Source organism: Pseudomonas sp. E315, from assembly GCF_055406205.1.
Genome location: NZ_JBUZPJ010000016.1, coordinates 78,998 through 93,995, shown reverse-complemented (window position 1 = coordinate 93,995; position 14,998 = coordinate 78,998). Strand labels below are relative to the sequence as shown.

Annotated in this window: 14 protein-coding genes; 8 read left to right on the top strand and 6 right to left on the bottom strand. The window is 57.7% G+C overall.

Features of this window, described 5'->3' with window-relative positions; all coding sequences use genetic code 11:
* Positions 1–235: 235 nt before the first annotated feature.
* The 6 genes from ACZRJQ_RS19395 to ACZRJQ_RS19370 form a co-directional block, all read right to left on the bottom strand.
* The gene (locus tag ACZRJQ_RS19395; RefSeq protein ID WP_463979944.1) at positions 236–1,273 is read right to left on the bottom strand and encodes a Rieske 2Fe-2S domain-containing protein; all 1,038 of its coding nucleotides are present in this window, start codon (positions 1,271–1,273) and stop codon (positions 236–238) included.
* 182 nt (positions 1,274–1,455) lie between these two features.
* Positions 1,456–2,289 carry an SDR family NAD(P)-dependent oxidoreductase gene (locus tag ACZRJQ_RS19390; RefSeq protein WP_463979943.1) on the bottom strand — a complete coding sequence of 278 codons (834 nt, stop codon included), beginning with the start codon at positions 2,287–2,289 and terminating at the stop codon, positions 1,456–1,458.
* A 27-nt stretch (positions 2,290–2,316) separates the two neighbouring features.
* The gene (locus ACZRJQ_RS19385; protein WP_463979942.1) at positions 2,317–3,084 is read right to left on the bottom strand and encodes an SDR family oxidoreductase; all 768 of its coding nucleotides are present in this window, start codon (positions 3,082–3,084) and stop codon (positions 2,317–2,319) included.
* Between the two features lie 101 nt (positions 3,085–3,185).
* Entirely contained in the window at positions 3,186–4,430 is a 1,245-nt protein-coding gene (locus ACZRJQ_RS19380) for a helix-turn-helix transcriptional regulator (protein ID WP_463979941.1), read from the bottom strand.
* Positions 4,431–4,562: 132 nt separating this feature from the next.
* The gene (locus ACZRJQ_RS19375; protein WP_463979940.1) at positions 4,563–6,989 is read right to left on the bottom strand and encodes an efflux RND transporter permease subunit; all 2,427 of its coding nucleotides are present in this window, start codon (positions 6,987–6,989) and stop codon (positions 4,563–4,565) included.
* Positions 6,990–6,999: 10 nt separating this feature from the next.
* Positions 7,000–7,974: a WD40/YVTN/BNR-like repeat-containing protein gene (locus ACZRJQ_RS19370; RefSeq protein ID WP_463979939.1), complete on the bottom strand. Its 975-nt coding sequence runs from the start codon at positions 7,972–7,974 to the stop codon at positions 7,000–7,002.
* 621 nt (positions 7,975–8,595) lie between these two features.
* Between ACZRJQ_RS19370 and ACZRJQ_RS19365 the strand changes: the two genes are divergently transcribed.
* The 8 genes from ACZRJQ_RS19365 to ACZRJQ_RS19330 are packed head-to-tail and all read left to right on the top strand — an operon-like array spanning position 8,596 to position 14,771.
* Positions 8,596–9,804: a PepSY-associated TM helix domain-containing protein gene (locus tag ACZRJQ_RS19365; protein ID WP_463979938.1), complete on the top strand. Its 1,209-nt coding sequence runs from the start codon at positions 8,596–8,598 to the stop codon at positions 9,802–9,804.
* Entirely contained in the window at positions 9,801–10,340 is a 540-nt protein-coding gene (locus tag ACZRJQ_RS19360; RefSeq protein WP_463979937.1) for a thiamine pyrophosphate-binding protein, read from the top strand. The genes ACZRJQ_RS19365 and ACZRJQ_RS19360 overlap by 4 nt, the downstream gene beginning before the upstream one ends.
* Positions 10,340–10,684, top strand: a complete 345-nt coding sequence (locus ACZRJQ_RS19355; RefSeq protein WP_463979936.1) for a hypothetical protein — start codon at positions 10,340–10,342, stop codon at positions 10,682–10,684. The genes ACZRJQ_RS19360 and ACZRJQ_RS19355 overlap by 1 nt, the downstream gene beginning before the upstream one ends.
* A complete protein-coding gene (locus ACZRJQ_RS19350) occupies positions 10,681–11,235 on the top strand; it encodes a DUF6162 family protein (RefSeq protein ID WP_463979935.1) in 555 nt (184 codons plus the stop codon). Before ACZRJQ_RS19355 ends, ACZRJQ_RS19350 begins: the two co-directional genes overlap by 4 nt.
* Before the next feature lie 34 nt (positions 11,236–11,269).
* Positions 11,270–12,214 (top strand): metal ABC transporter substrate-binding protein, encoded by a 945-nt coding sequence (locus tag ACZRJQ_RS19345; protein WP_463979934.1) that lies wholly within the window; start codon positions 11,270–11,272, stop codon positions 12,212–12,214.
* Entirely contained in the window at positions 12,211–12,963 is a 753-nt protein-coding gene (locus tag ACZRJQ_RS19340; RefSeq protein WP_463979933.1) for a metal ABC transporter ATP-binding protein, read from the top strand. The genes ACZRJQ_RS19345 and ACZRJQ_RS19340 overlap by 4 nt, the downstream gene beginning before the upstream one ends.
* Complete coding sequence (locus ACZRJQ_RS19335; RefSeq protein ID WP_463979932.1) at positions 12,963–13,862, top strand: metal ABC transporter permease; 900 nt, start codon at positions 12,963–12,965, stop codon at positions 13,860–13,862. The genes ACZRJQ_RS19340 and ACZRJQ_RS19335 overlap by 1 nt, the downstream gene beginning before the upstream one ends.
* Positions 13,863–14,771, top strand: a complete 909-nt coding sequence (locus ACZRJQ_RS19330; protein WP_463979931.1) for a metal ABC transporter solute-binding protein, Zn/Mn family — start codon at positions 13,863–13,865, stop codon at positions 14,769–14,771.
* Positions 14,772–14,998 lie beyond the last annotated feature (227 nt).

Genomic DNA, 14,998 nt, shown 5'->3' with positions numbered 1-14,998 from the left:
TAGGCCCGGCACTGGATGTATTGCGAAAGCAACGCTACAAACCGATGGCAACGCCCCTGACGAAGAAAAACCCGGCGCCCAAAACACAGGCACCGGGAAGCGAAAACGGCCTTGAAGGGAACTGTCTTTCGCCAGATCAACCTTTAACGCAACGTCGCCGCACCCTGACAGCCCCTCAACAGTTAACGTTGGGGCTAGGTCATTGGCACGGCGCGTTTTTCACCCGGCTCGTCAATCAGCGGTGGTCTACGGTCGTGATTTCACGGCGCTCGGCCATGCTCGCCGGCACGCTGGCCTCATCCGTAAAGAACTGCTGATACCACTCACGCAGTTGGTAAACCGGGCCATCACCTTCAGCCAGTACGGGATTGTTGATGCGTACTTTGTGGGTCCAGATATCGACGTCTTGATAAAACGAGTCGCGATTACGTTGCACGTAATCGATTGCCAGTGCTTCGTTTTGTTCATCGGTCCAGCCCGGGACTTTTTTCACCATGCAGCCAAAACGCAGTTCGAAACTGTTTGGGCCAATGGGTACGTGGCAGTTGAGCAGAATTGAGTTGATCTCTTGCCCATCAAACATCGCACGCATGCGGGTCAGGTGCGTGGCGGGGCCGTAATACGCCGACTCGGCCACCAAGTCGCCACCCAAACGTTCAGAGTCGCCATGAAAGATTTGGTGGGCAATGTGGCCCTCGAAAATATTGTGAAAGTACTTGGTGGGTGTGCCATGTACCGGCCCAAAGTGCTGAGCATCGACCAGGTTATCCACCAGTTCGCGGGGGTTGGTGTTGATGATCAACTTGTCCATGTGCCAAGAATGCAGCCACTCGTCGCTGTCCATCTCGGGCAGATGCGGGATCACCACGTCGTCAGCAGGTGGTTTGCCTTCGGGGTTGTTCCACACAAACAGCAAACTGTTCACTTCGCAGGTTTGCCAAGCGCGGGTTTTGGCCTTGGGCGGGATCCGTTTGCAGTAAGGGATTTCCACACATTTGCCGCTGGCGTCGTATTGCCAATGGTGAAAGGCGCACACCACGCGATCGTTCTCAATGGTGCCTTGGGACAGGTCAGCCCCCATGTGCGGGCAATGGGCATCCAACACACTGATTTCGCCTGCTGAGGTGGCAAACGCCAACAGCCGCGAGCCGAAGACATTCAGGGTATGCAGCTTGCCATCACGGTATTCGTCCGCCTCGCCTAAACAATGCCAGCCACGACCAAAGCGTGGGGCCAGCGCATTTTCGACGTGGATTTCTGCGAGTTTAGTCATTTTTATTATTCCTCAGGTTAAGGGCTGGGGCGCCTGCCTGAGTGATCTTCACCGAGCCACGAGGCGAACTCATCGTTCACTTGGACTAGGCGGGTCTGTGCACTGACGTTGCGTGCAGCACAAACTTGCGCGGCGCCTGTTGAAACAACTTGGGCGCCGCGCACTGAAGCCTCAAAACCGGCTCACCGCCAGTCAGCAACAATGCCGTGTTCCAGCGCAAAGGGCTGGCAATGAATGGTTTTGCACTGGTGATCGACGGCCGCATCGTGGGTCGCCAACCACACCATCACGGCAGCCGGCACGTGGGGCGGGGCCGAGCCCGCACGCAAGGCAATCACACCCTTCTCGCCAATGGTGGCGCGTAACGCATCGGTGGTCACCACGCCCGGGTTGAGGGTAAAAGCACGAATGCCCTGTTCGCCCAACTCCACTGACAAAATACCCGACAAGCGCGAAACCACGGCCTTGCCCGCACCATAGGCATAGCCCCACCCGCCTTTGCCCGCCGCCACGGGCGGGTCTGTTTCACCGGCGCCGGATGTGACATTGATCACGACCCCGCCGCCCTGCGCCAACATGCCGTCGACCACAGCCCGCGTGAGCAAAAACGGCGTCATAACATAACCTTGAAACACGCGTTCCAAGGTCTCGGGCTGCAACTGCATAAACGGTGAATTGAGGTCGCTGCCTTGGTAGATCGCATTGTTGACCAGAACATCAACCCGGCCATATTCAGCAAACACCGCCGCACTGGCGGCCATGACTGAGTCGCTGTCGAGCAAGTCCATAGGCACCACCAGCGCCTTGCGGCCCAGTTCACGAATCGCCGCAGCTGTGCCGTTGAGGCTGCCGGGCAACGCTGTGCCGTCAGGGTTGCGTAAACCGTGAGCATGCTGCTCGCCTTCGCCCAGGCTGCGGGCGCTGATCGCCAGATCAAAACCTGCGCGCGCAAAGGCCAGCGCCGTTTCACGACCAATGCCACGGCTGGCACCGGTCACAAATGCCACTTTGTTCATGGGTATTCCTTAAGGGTTAACCGGCCATTACACATGCTGAGCACGAACCATTGCGTCCATGCCGCCATCCACAAACAGCACGCTGCCCGTGACAAAGCTGGCCTGAGTCGATTGTAGAAAAGCCACCGCTTGGGCGATTTCTTCGGGGTGCCCGGCACGGCCCAAAGGCGCGACAAACTCACTGACAGCCTTGCCGTAGCGGGCATCGTCCTTGGCCGCTTGATGCAACGGTGTTTCCACTGCCCCCGGCGCGATCACATTCAGACGAATACCTTGGGCTGCCCACTGCACCGATTTGCGGCGCGCATCACAGGTCACAGCATATTTGGAACAAGCGTAGGCAATGTGTGGTTGCCCGAGTGCGTTGGCCAACGCTAATGCCTGGGATTCGTCACCGGCCAGCAGGGCCTTGACCATCGGCTGTTGATCGGCACCCGGCTGCGTTGCCGCCACCGAGCCAATCACCAATGCCGCCGGGTGTTCGCCTTTGGCCAAGGCATCGGCTAGGCCATCAAGCAGTTCACTGACGCCAAAGTAGTTGACTGCCAACAACAAACTGCTCGAAGGCGCGGTCACGCCGAGTCCGGCGCAGCACACTAAGCCGTCGAGCACGCCGCCCGACTGTTCAAGTACCTGCGCCACAGCGGCTTGGCGCCCATCTCGGGTGGACAAGTCGGCAATTACCTCAGCATTTGACCGATCGATTCCGATGATCCGATGCCCCGCCGCGCGCAATACGGCACACACGGCCGCACCGATCCCTGACGCACTACCACTGACAGCTGTAACTGGCATAAGACTTCCCTTGAGGATGCAGGCCCCTGATGGCCTGACTAACATTTAACTGAACGCCACGTTTTAGCGTTGCGTTCAGCCAGCAATAGTCCCGCCTGCGCTCAAGCGGTTTTACGTATCGGGCGTGCCAATTTTGGCGCCGGCACAATCACTGAGTCAGTTGCTCGCAAGGCGCACTTGGGCTTTCCCAACGCAACCACACTGTTCAGCAGAATCCTTACCAGTTCGGTCTGGCGACGTACGCCGGTCTTGGAAAAGATCGAACGCAAATGGGCGCGGGCCGTGTTGCGTCGAATATTGAGATTTTCGGCGGCTTCTTCCAGGGATAAACCGTTGGCCAACTCCATCGCCAGCGCCGTTTCGGCCTTGGTCAGGTTGAACAGCTGTTTAGTCACCACCTCACTGGCCAGCGACTTGCCAACCGCATCGCGGATATACACCACCGCTGCCGGCTTGCTCTTGCCTTCGGCCCACTCAAGCGAAGGAATGGCCTCGACCACCACCCCCAAACTGACTTGACCCGAAGGGCGAGTGACAGACATGGCATCGGCCGTAACACCACCTTCGCGAACTTCTGCACTGAAGGCGTGCTTGACCAAGCGTTGCAACTCACGGTTATCACTTGGGTAAGTCGCCTCAAGCCTGCCGCCCACCAGTTTCAAGCCATCGGCACTGCTGAGGATTTCTTCGGCCACCGGGTTTAGGCGCAACACCTTGCCGGTTTCGTCGAGCACGATGGTTGCGACCGACAAGCGACTGATGGCCTGGGCGTACAACTCGCTCATGGACTCGCTGCGATCAAGCAGGTTGTGCATGTGCAAGGCGCGGCGTAAATGCGGCAAAAACATGCTGCAAAGGGCGCGTTCGGCAGTGGAGAATTTGGGCGCGGTTTTGGCGCGAGTCAGGCGAAAACGCAGCTTTCCGCCGTCGGGTGTCGAGATATCGGCCCCCATCACGTGGTAGACGTTCTGCCAAGAACAGTAAGTTTTGAAGTAAGCCGAGTTGACCCAATCGGACTCGCTCATCAGGTCTTCTACGGTAAATACCTGATCCAAAGCCTGCCCCGAAAAAGGCGTATTGGCTTGCGGGTAAGTCTGATAGGTCAGCTCGCCCTCGCCTTCAATATCACCGGCGACAATCATCAAACCCATGTCGGGTTGATCCGGCACCCGCAGAATCAGTGTCGCGTAATTGGCCTGAAACATCGTGCGTACAGCACACAGCGTTTTCCCCATGACTTTTGGATCTAAAGCACCGTCGTAAAAACTGCCGACCATTTGATCGTAGTCAGACAACTCCAGCCCAAGACTCGCCAAGGTTTGATGATTCAACGTCACTGGTTCCATGATCGGTTCCTCGCAGTGGGCATGGCTCAAAGGCCGACCCTTTTATTGTTCTTATTAACTAGCAAGCACGCACAACAGCGCCTCAGTGTGTCTATATGCCTGCCTTCGCACAAGCGGGTTAAGCGCCCTATTTCAGCGGTTTGAAAGATCCTTGGCGGCCACACTTTGCTTAAGCGGGTAATGCCCGGTTGGCGTGACCTTTGCCTGCTCGCGCACCTTGACCAAAGGCCGCCCCAGATTGAACCAGGCCGCCAACGCTGGCAGCAGAAAGATCGCGCCCAGCACATTGACCAAAAACATGAACGCTAACAATACGCCCATGTCCGCCTGAAACTTGAGCGGTGCAAATGCCCAGGTACACACCCCGATCGACATGGTCAAAGCGGTAAACACGGCTGCCGTTCCACGCTGACACATGGCCTGATAGAACGCATGGCGTAAGTCTTTACCCTCTGCCATTTCATGCTGAATGCGCTCATACAAATAAATGCCGTAATCGACCCCCACGCCGACGCCCAGCGCCATGACCGGCAAGGTGGCAACCTTCAGGCCAATGCCCAAGGTCGCCATCAGCGCGTTACACAAAATAGCCACAATCGCCAACGGCACCAAAATGCACAACACCGCCCGGAATGAACCAAACGTCAGCCAGCAAAACAGCGCCACTGAGCCAAACAAGGCAGCAAGCATCACCACCTCGGCCTGCTTGACCGCATCGTTGGATGCCGCCATTACCCCCACGTTGCCGCCCGCCATCAAAAATTGCACGCTCGGGGTTTGCAGCCCGGCGATGATGCGCTTGGTTTCATTCACCACATGAGCCACAGTCGGCCCTTCGTGGTCGGCAAGGAACACCAGAATCTGCATGCGCTGACAGCCTTCAGTGACCAAACCATCATCCGGCAGATAGGCGCGGGCCCCTTGACTCAAGCCGCGCTCCGAGCCTGGAATTGCCGACCAGCGCGGATTGCCCTCATTGTTACCGGCAATCACGTTTTTGCTCATTCCGGCCACGCTCTGGACCGACTGCACACCCGTCACACTGCGAATCTGAAAGTCGAACGACTCAATCGCCCGCATCACCTGTGGCGCCAAACACGCTTCTTCAATGCCTTTGACGTGAACGAACACCGACATCACATCAAGACCGATGGAATAACTGCTGATGATCTTCTGGTTATCCAGGTTATAGCGTGAGTCGGCCCGTAACTCCGGTGCGCCCATGCCGATGTCGCCAACAGCCAAGTCACGTGCTTTGTAAGCGCCCACACCTAAGAGCAGCAAGCTGACCACAAACACCGCCAACGCAGGTTTTGGCTCGGCCAGCGCCGACAACCGCCACCACAATTGGTGCTTGGCTTGTGCCTTGAGCCCTTGTTTTAAAACGCGGGGTTCAAGGTTCAGATACGACAAGATGATCGGCAGCATCAGTTTGTTAGTAATGATCATCAGCATCACACCAATACACGCCGTCACCCCCAGTTCATGCACGATGGGGATGTCGATCAACATGATCACGCCAAAGCCCAAGGCGTTCATCAGCAGCGCCAACGAGCCAGGAATGAAAATATTGCAAAATGCGCTACGGGCCGCTTGCACTGAGGTGTTTCCTGCCAGCACGTCCTGCTTCCAGGCGTTGGTCATTTGCACCGCATGGGACACGCCAATCGAAAAAATCAGAAACGGCACCAAAATCGACATCGGGTCGATCCCCAACCCCAGCAGTGGTAACAACCCCAGCAACCACACCACCGGCAATAACGCCACCAACAGCGCCACCACGGTCAAGCGCCACGAACGTGAATACAGCCACAGCAAAACGCCCGTGATCACAAACGCAATCACAAAAAAGCCGATCACTGTGTTCAAGCCATCCACCACATCGCCCACCAATTTGGCGAAGCCGACGATGTTGATTTCAATGTTGTCGTTGCTGTACTTGGCGCGAATGTCCTCCAACCGCTTGGCGACTTCAGCGTAAGACACCGACTTGCCCGTTTGCGGGTCTAAATCCTGCAAGTCAGCGCGTACCATCGAGGACTTCAAATCATTGGCCACCAGCCGCCCGACTTGCCCGGAGCGCGCCACGTTACTGCGCACTTGAGACAAATCATCTGCCGAGCCGGTAAAGCGTGGCGGCACCACCACATCACCAAAAAAGCCGTCTTCAGTGATTTCGATATAACGCACATTCGCCGTAAACAACGAAGTGACGCTGGCGCGGCTAACACCATTAATAAAGAACACGTCATCGGTGACTTTATTCAGGGTTTCAAGAAAGGCCCGGTTATAAATGTCGCCCTCACCCTTCCATTTGACGCTGACCAAAAAACGGTTGGCGCCCGTGAAGTACTGGCTGAAGTTGAGGAAGTTGACCATGTACTCGTTGCGTACTGGAATCTGCTTATTGAAGCCCGGATCGAGTTGCGTGTGGGTGGCGCTGTAGCCCAATGCAAGGGTCAACAAGACAAACAGTGCCAGCAACCCCTTGCGCCAGCCCATCAACAAATCAGCAGTGCGTTCAACCAGACGGGTAACCAAGCTTTTGTCAGCGTTCATTGCGTGCCTCTCACTTGCCAAGAGCAGCAACGCTGCCATCAGTACCCTGGAACACACCGCGCTCACCGCCTACCAACAAGCGCCGTGAGCCGACTAAAACGGCCGACGTCAATGTGCCCAGCCCTGACAAACGTGTTGCACTGACCAGCCGGCCGTTGCCATCAAGACGCACCATCGAACTGCCCGCCCCGACGATCAACAGCCCGCCGCCATTGGGCAACAGTGCATGGCCGTAAAGAGGCAATTGATTACCGACTGGCACCTGATCCCAGCTTTGCCCAAAGTTTTGGGTGACAAATACATGACCGCGCATGCCGTAAGCCACCCAACGCTCGGGGCTTAAACGCACCACACCAAATAATGAGCCGTTGTAAAACGCCGGCAGGGTTTGCCAATGCTGCCCGGCATCCGTACTGCGCATCACCAACCCTTGCTCACCGACCAGCATGCGCCGCCCTTCCGGGCCGCCGTCCATGCTGTTGAGGTGGGCGCTGTCGACTTCCAGGGGCGTGGACTGCCACGTACGGCCATCGTCATCGGATTGATAAAACTTACCGAAACTGCCAAACGCCTGAACCTGCGTGCCGCCTGCGCTCCAGGCTCCCAGCAAAGGCTCGCCGAGTTCTTTGTCATGGCGAACTTCGGCCCAGTGCTCACCTTTGTCTTGCGAGCGCAAAATCCAGCCATCATGGCCGACAGCCAACAGGCTCTTATCGGCCAGCTCCACCAGCGAGGTCAGGGTCAAATCACGTTGCGGATTGACTGTCGCGGCTTGCCAGGACAGGCCCTGATCATCACTCAGCAAAATATTGCCGCGTTCGCCCACCGCCACCACCCGTTTATCGAGGTACAGCATGGCGTTGATCTGCAAGCGATCCGGGCGCAACTGGGCCGGGGCAGCATCTGACGTTTTATGAGGGGTGAAGGTAAATGCGATGGTTACCGCCACGATCAGGCAAACCAGATATCCGATCATTGCCCGCATGGTTGATGCCTCGCTGCAAGGTTCAGTTGCTGGACGAATTTCATGCGGCCAGTCCTCTTCTTATTGTGTTGTGTGTCCTGAGCGACTCGTCTGGCAAGCGGCTAGAACCTGCGCTCGATCATCGGACTGAGCGGTCACACACACATCGTCCAAACGGCCTAGCCCGGATGGAGGGATAAAAGAAGCAAGGATTTACTGGCCTCAGAAAGGCACGCCTTATGTGGGAACTGCCGCAGGCTGCGATCTTTTGGCGTACATATCGGTTTGATGTGTCACGGCCTTTTAGGGGTTGAACCCTTAAGGTGGGTCACTTTTACCAAGCAACTTCGACCCCTTAAGTGGTGGAGTCGAACACCAGAGGTGACAGATAAGCACACGGAGGAACAACCGTATAAGGGACAAAAACATTCGTGCCCCAGCGTACGGCTTTCCGAAGGGCCTATAGATCAAAAGCAAAACCTGATTTGAGGGTGGCTACGCTTGCGCAAGCAGCCTCGCCCCATGAAACACTTATTTACAACTCAAGGTTAGGGTTTTACCCCACTCATCCGTCCTACATGGATAAGCAATCGCTTCTCAATGGCGATTAACACCCGCTCAACCGCGAGTTTGCCGTTCCCCATGTCCAAAAAGTCCCGCTCCAAGCTCTGGTTTTTGGTTCACAGTTGGCTAACGCTGCCGATCTGGTTCTTTGTGCTGATTGTGTGCGTCACCGGCACATTGGCCGTGGTCAGCCAGGAGATTGTGTGGCTAGCCACCCCAGAAGCACGTGCCACTCAGCCTTCGGATGATGCGCCCCTGCTGACCTACGAGCAGGTGCTGACGGCCATTCATACCGCCGAACCCAAGCTCGCCGTGCAATCCATCAGCCGCCCCGATGAAGCCCACTTCGCGCTGGTAGCCGACGTGGTGTACCCCGATGGCCGCTCACCTTCGCTGTACGTCAACCCGTACACCGGGGCTATTCAGGGTGAGAGCCCGAGCTTCGATTTCAAGGCATTCACTCGTGCCCTGCATGGCTGGTGGCTGGTGCCGTTCACCAATGGCTACAGCTGGGGCTGGTACTTGGTGTCATTTCTCGGCCTGCCGCTGTTGGCCTCTTTGGTGACAGGGTTGGTGGTGTACAAAAAATTCTGGAAGGGCTTTTTTAAACCCAACCTGCGCTTTAAACACGGCGCACGTATTTTTTGGGGCGACTTTCATCGTTTGTGCGGCATCTGGTCGATCTGGTTTATTGCCGTGATTTCAATCACCGGGCTATGGTTTTTGATTCAGGCCTTCATGTTCGATAACCAGATTTCCATCTCTACCGCAGGTAACCCACCCGTGGTTGCGCGCCAGGATGTCCCGATCATGGCGGATGGCAAACCCGCGCCACAAATCAGTCTGGATCAAGCCGTCAAGATCGCAGCCGAGAATATCCCCGGCCTTGAAGCCAGCTTTGTCAGCCTGCCAAGCAATGCCTACGGCCACATCGAAGTCGGAGGCCCCGGCTGGTACCCCTTGCTGTTCCAAACTGCTGATATCAACCCCTACAACGGCGCAATTGAAGGCTCACGGATGATAGCCGACCGTTCCGGGCTAGAGCTGGTGACCGAGTCCATGCGCCCACTGCACACCGGTGATTTCGGCGGGCTGTGGGTCAAGCTGATCTGGTTTTTCTTCGGGTTGATCCTGAGCATGATGGTGCTCAGCGGTCTGTTGATCTGGACCAAACGCACAGCGCTGGCCACCGCTAATGCCCTCAAGCGCAGCAACAAACCTGCCCGCACGACCAAAGTGCCCGCGCCAATCGCCCGCCCAGAAACCCCTTGCGAGGCCAATGTATGAGCAAGACAACGACGGCCCCGCCCGCTTCTGCCCTGAGCCAGTGGTGGCATAAATGGCGCTTTCATCTGAACATTTTGCTGTTACTCGTACCGCTGGGGTTTATGCCCAAGTACTTTGCCGAAGCCTCGTTGTTTAGGGGCGACAGCGGGCTCGGTGAGCGCGAGATAGACACCGTGCAAGTCGGCCCGTGGAGCCTGCAACTGGCCGAGTTGCGTGACGAAGCGCCGCGTCCTGACGGCCCGGCAGGCTATATGAAGAGTTTCAACGCGGCGCTGTGTGACACCTGCGTTGAGCAGGTCAAAGCCACTTACCTGCGCATCGGTAAACCTCGCAGTTTGCGTGCCGCCGGTGTGATTTTTTTCGGCACGCCCTATCGCATGGGCGCCACCGTACCGATCCCGCCGCGCACCAAAGAAGACGCCGAGTTGTGGATCACCCTTGAAGGGTGGGACGGCTCCATGCACCAGGCATCCATTCCCTTGAGCCAGGCTTCACCGGCAACCGTGGCCTGGTTGAACCAACGAGGAGGCAAGTAATGACTTCACGCGTGTTCAAACACCCCGTGCGCCGTGTCTTGGCGACCGGGTTTATTGCCTTGATGGGCCTTAGCACTCAGGCACTGGCGCACAACCCCATGTGCGAATGCACAGAGATTGAAGGGGAGCAAATCCGCTGCACGGGCGGGTTCTCGGATGGCAGCGGCGCGCCGGGGGTGACGCTGGACGTGATCGGTTACGACGAAACCATTCTGGTGCCCGGTAAATTGGGGCCAGACTCAACCCTGACCTTCAAGCGCCCCTCCTCCGAATTTTACGTGCTGTTTGATGCAGGCCCCGGCCACATTGTCGAAATTGACCAAGCCGATATCGAGGCCCCATGAGCACTCACCTTGTACGCCCTGCGGGAGCCGGGCATGAAACCCTGTATGTGCTGCTGTTGTGCCTGTTGATTCTGACGGTTGCGGGCTCAGTGGTGGCTTGGCGTCACGAAGCGCAAGACGTGGCATCCGTGCCAGCCCATCAATTGGATGCGCGCCGTGATTTAAACGCTGCCGAACAAGGTATCTACGCCGACTTGCGGGTCACGCTGGACGAAATCCAACTGCTGCGCGAAGACTCAAACGTCCTGCCCGAGCCGACTGAGCTGGCCACTGAAGGTTTTGCTCCTTTTGCCAGCGATGCCAGTTCGGTCAGCCGTGGCGGCCATGTGTGGCAATTGCTGGGCGATAACGCGTATCTGGGCCTCAGCCCGAACCCGGCAGTAGCGGGTTCGTTTTTATTGCGCGTCGGCACACAGCCGGACGTGTGGCTTAACCGCAACAGCGAAGTGACTGCGCCCTCCGACTTCAGCGACAGCGCTCTGAGTCAGAGCGGCTGGCAGCAAGTGGTCGCGCAATTTGACGCCGGCGTTACTCGCCAGCATCGACACTGAACCCATCGCTTGACCTGAGAGAAGACTGCTCGCCATGTCCATTTCATCTGTTTTGCGCCGCCGCACATTGTTGCTCGCTGGCCTGTTCACCTTTTGCCTGTCGCCGCTGCTCAGCGCTGCCACAACAGACGCTGCCCCACTGGCCAAACCACTGCGTATCGGCATCACACTGCACCCTTATTACAGCTACGTGAGCAATATCGTCGGCGACAAGGCCGAAGTGGTGCCGCTGATTCCGGCCGGTTTCAACCCACACGCCTATGAGCCCCGGGCGCAAGATATCAAGCGTATCGGCACCCTGGATGTGATCGTGCTCAACGGTGTGGGCCACGATGACTTTGCCGATCGCATGATCGAGGCCAGCGAAAAACCGGACATCGCAGTCATTGAAGCCAATGAAAACGTCCCTCTGCTGGCAGCGACGGGTAACGCAGCCCGCGGCGCAGGCAAGGTGGTCAACCCGCACACCTTCCTGTCAATCAGCGCCTCGATCGCTCAGGTCAATAACATCGCCCGCGAACTGGGAAAGCTCGACCCGGCCAACGCTAAAACCTACACCGCCAATGCCCGTGCCTACGGCAAACGCCTGCGCCAGATGCGCGCCGCCGCCTTGGCCAAGCTGACCCAAGCCCCCAACGCAGACTTGCGGGTTGCCACCGTTCACGCCGCCTACGACTATCTGCTGCGCGAGTTTGGGCTGGAAGTGACCGCCGTGGTTGAGCCCGCTCATGGCATCGAGCCCAGCCCAAGCCAGTTGAAAAAAACCATCGACCAACTGCGCGAGCTGGATGTGAAAGTGATCTTCTCCGAGATGGACTTCCCATCCACTTACGTTGAAACCATTCAGCGCGAGTCCGGGGTCAAGCTGTACCCGCTGTCGCACATTTCCTACGGCGACTACAGCGCTGACAAATACGAAAAAGAGATGACCGGCAACCTCAATACCGTGGTCAAGGCGATTCAGGAGGCTGGAGCATGAGCGCCGCTGAACATCTGATTGCCACCACCATCGGGCCCGGTGTTGAGTTCGACAACGTGTCACTGACGCTGGGCCGTACGCGCATTCTCGATCAAGTCAGCTTCACCATTCACCCAGGTAGCGTGCATGCGCTGGTCGGCCCCAATGGCGGCGGCAAAAGTTCGCTGATCAAAACCCTGCTCGGGCAAATGCCCCACCACGGCCGCTTAAGCCTGAGCTGGCCCGGCGAGCCGGGTTTGATTGGCTACGTGCCGCAAGCGCTGGAGTTTGACCGAGGCCTGCCCATGACCGTCGACGACTTCATGGCTGCCATGTGCCAACGCCGCCCAGCTTTTATGGGGCTGTCGCGCAAAGTCGCCCCAGCCATCGGCGAGGCACTGGAGCGAGTGGGCATGCAGGACAAACGCAAGCGCCGAATGGGCGCGTTGTCCGGGGGCGAACGTCAGCGAGTGCTCTTGGCCCAAGGTTTGATCCCCGCGCCACAATTGCTGGTGCTCGACGAACCGATGTCGGCATTGGATGAAGCCGGTGCGCAGGTGTTTGAACGATTGCTAAACGAATGGCGCCAGAGCGGCGTAACCGTGGTGTGGATTGAGCACGATCTGGCCGCCGTTAAACGCTTGGCGCAGCGAGTGACCGGGCTTAATCGTCAGATCCTGTTCGATGGTCCGCCCGAGCAAACACTCAGCCCCGAGCGCTTACTGAGCTTGTTTTCTACCCATCCCAAGGCCCGTGGGAGCGCCCTTTAATGAGCTATGAAGCCTTCCGTTTAATGATTCAGGCCTGGGCGAGCGCGGGGTATCTGCCGCAAGTGCTGGCTTACGGCTTTGTGGTCAACGCCCTGCTCGCTGGGTTGCTGATCGGCCCAGTGCTGGGCGGTTTAGGCACGCTGGTGGTGGTCAAACGTTTCGCGTTTTTCTCTGAAGCCGTCGGTCACGCGGCGCTGACCGGCGTGGCCATCGGCATTTTGCTCGGCGAACCCTACACCGGGCCTTACGGCAGCCTGTTTGGCTACTGCCTGCTATTTGGCGTGTCGCTCAACTACCTGCGCAATCGCACCGGGCTGGCACCCGACACACTGATTGGCGTGTTTCTGTCCGTGTCATTGGCGCTGGGCGCCAGCCTGTTGTTGATTCTGGCGGGCAAGATCAACGTCCACATCCTCGAAAACGTACTGTTCGGCTCGGTACTGACTGTAAACGGCAACGATCTGCTGGTATTGGCGATTGTCGGTGCGCTGGTACTGGGCCTCAGTTTGCCGCTGTACAACCGCATCATGCTGGCCAGCTTTAATCCGCAATTGGCGGCTGTGCGCGGAGTGGCTGTTAAAACACTGGATTACCTGTTTGTGATTTTGGTCACGCTGATCACCGTTGCCGCTGTCAAAGTGATCGGCGCCATTTTGGTCGGTGCCCTGCTGGTGATTCCCGCTGCGGCTGCGCGCTTGCTCAGCCAGTCGCTCAAGGGTTTTTTCTGGATTTCGGTGCTTATCGCCACGGTCAGCACCTTGTGCGGGATCTTGCTGCCGATTGTATTCGACCTGCCTATTCCATCCGGCGCCGCGATCATTCTGGTGGCCGGTATCGCCTTCGCTATGGCCGCTATCGCCCGCGGCGTGGTGCCCAGCCTAAAAGGGAATATTGGATAAATGTTCACTGTGCGCAAACTGACCCTGGCCTTGGCCATCACCGGCCTGCTGAGCACCCCGTTGCTGGCCGCCGACACATCACCGCAACCGGTACGCATTTTGGCAAGCCTGCCCATCACCTACGGGCTGAGCGCGCTGTTGCTCAACGACAGCGGCGTCACCCTGCAACGTGCCGCCGCTGCCAACCTGCCGGGCAGTCGCCAAAGCGCTTATTTCAGCGGCCGTGGCGCTCCAGCCTTGCACACGTTGGCGCAAGACGCCGATGCCGTGGTTGGCCTGCGATCACTGTGGAGCGACGACCCGCTGTACCCAATGGCACGGCGCAGCAACATCCGTATTGTTGAAGTGGACGCTGCCCGCCCTGTAGACGGCAGTTTGCCGGGCATCGCAGTGCAACCGGGCACCTCCCATGACGGCCTGAACAGCCAGCCATGGTTGACCAGCAATAACATGGGCCGAATGGCTGATGTGATCGCTGCCGATTTGGTACGACTGGCGCCAACGGCTAAGCCCGTCATTGAAGCCAATCTGGCAACACTCAAACAGCGCTTGCTCAAACTCAGCGCCAACAGCGAAGCGCAACTGGCCAAAGCCGATAACCTGAGCGTGGTCAGCTTGTCGGATCGACTGGATTATTTGATCGGCGGCTTGAACCTGGAGCGCGTGGACGTGGATCACAAAAGTGATGAGCCGTGGACGCCTGAAACCCTTAAAGCACTGAGCCAAACGCTGAAAGACAATGAGGTGCCGCTGGTGCTCGACCATCGCGTGCCTTCTGATGCGTTAAAAGCTGCCATCACCGAAGGCGGGAGTGAACTGGTGGTGGTCAGTTCAGATGGCGCTGACCCGGTGGCTGAACTGCACAGTACTATTGATGCGATTGTGAGTGTGCTGGTTCAAGGTGATTAACCTGTAGGCTGCGTGCATATCCGTTTTATCTGCCACGGTTTTCTACGCGACCCAAATGTGGGAGCTGCTGTAGGCTGCGATCTTTTGATGCTTTGGGTTGGGTTGGGTTGGGTTGGGTACATATCCATTGGGTGCGCCACGGCGCTCTACGGGTTGCGCCCTTACGGCGCGTCACTTTTGACAAACGCCTCAAAAGTAACCAAAAAGTCTTGCCCCTCCATTGGCCC

Excerpts from the sequence above, each read along its gene's own strand:
- ACZRJQ_RS19395 (WP_463979944.1), bottom strand. The coding sequence starts at position 1,273 with ATGACTAAACTCGCAGAAATCCACGTCGAAAATGCGCTGGCCCCACGC.
- ACZRJQ_RS19390 (WP_463979943.1), bottom strand. The coding sequence starts at position 2,289 with ATGAACAAAGTGGCATTTGTGACCGGTGCCAGCCGTGGCATTGGTCGT.
- ACZRJQ_RS19385 (WP_463979942.1), bottom strand. The coding sequence starts at position 3,084 with ATGCCAGTTACAGCTGTCAGTGGTAGTGCGTCAGGGATCGGTGCGGCC.
- ACZRJQ_RS19380 (WP_463979941.1), bottom strand. The coding sequence starts at position 4,430 with ATGGAACCAGTGACGTTGAATCATCAAACCTTGGCGAGTCTTGGGCTG.
- ACZRJQ_RS19375 (WP_463979940.1), bottom strand. The coding sequence starts at position 6,989 with ATGAACGCTGACAAAAGCTTGGTTACCCGTCTGGTTGAACGCACTGCT.
- ACZRJQ_RS19370 (WP_463979939.1), bottom strand. The coding sequence starts at position 7,974 with ATGCGGGCAATGATCGGATATCTGGTTTGCCTGATCGTGGCGGTAACC.
- ACZRJQ_RS19365 (WP_463979938.1), top strand. The coding sequence starts at position 8,596 with ATGTCCAAAAAGTCCCGCTCCAAGCTCTGGTTTTTGGTTCACAGTTGG.
- ACZRJQ_RS19360 (WP_463979937.1), top strand. The coding sequence starts at position 9,801 with ATGAGCAAGACAACGACGGCCCCGCCCGCTTCTGCCCTGAGCCAGTGG.
- ACZRJQ_RS19355 (WP_463979936.1), top strand. The coding sequence starts at position 10,340 with ATGACTTCACGCGTGTTCAAACACCCCGTGCGCCGTGTCTTGGCGACC.
- ACZRJQ_RS19350 (WP_463979935.1), top strand. The coding sequence starts at position 10,681 with ATGAGCACTCACCTTGTACGCCCTGCGGGAGCCGGGCATGAAACCCTG.
- ACZRJQ_RS19345 (WP_463979934.1), top strand. The coding sequence starts at position 11,270 with ATGTCCATTTCATCTGTTTTGCGCCGCCGCACATTGTTGCTCGCTGGC.
- ACZRJQ_RS19340 (WP_463979933.1), top strand. The coding sequence starts at position 12,211 with ATGAGCGCCGCTGAACATCTGATTGCCACCACCATCGGGCCCGGTGTT.
- ACZRJQ_RS19335 (WP_463979932.1), top strand. The coding sequence starts at position 12,963 with ATGAGCTATGAAGCCTTCCGTTTAATGATTCAGGCCTGGGCGAGCGCG.
- ACZRJQ_RS19330 (WP_463979931.1), top strand. The coding sequence starts at position 13,863 with ATGTTCACTGTGCGCAAACTGACCCTGGCCTTGGCCATCACCGGCCTG.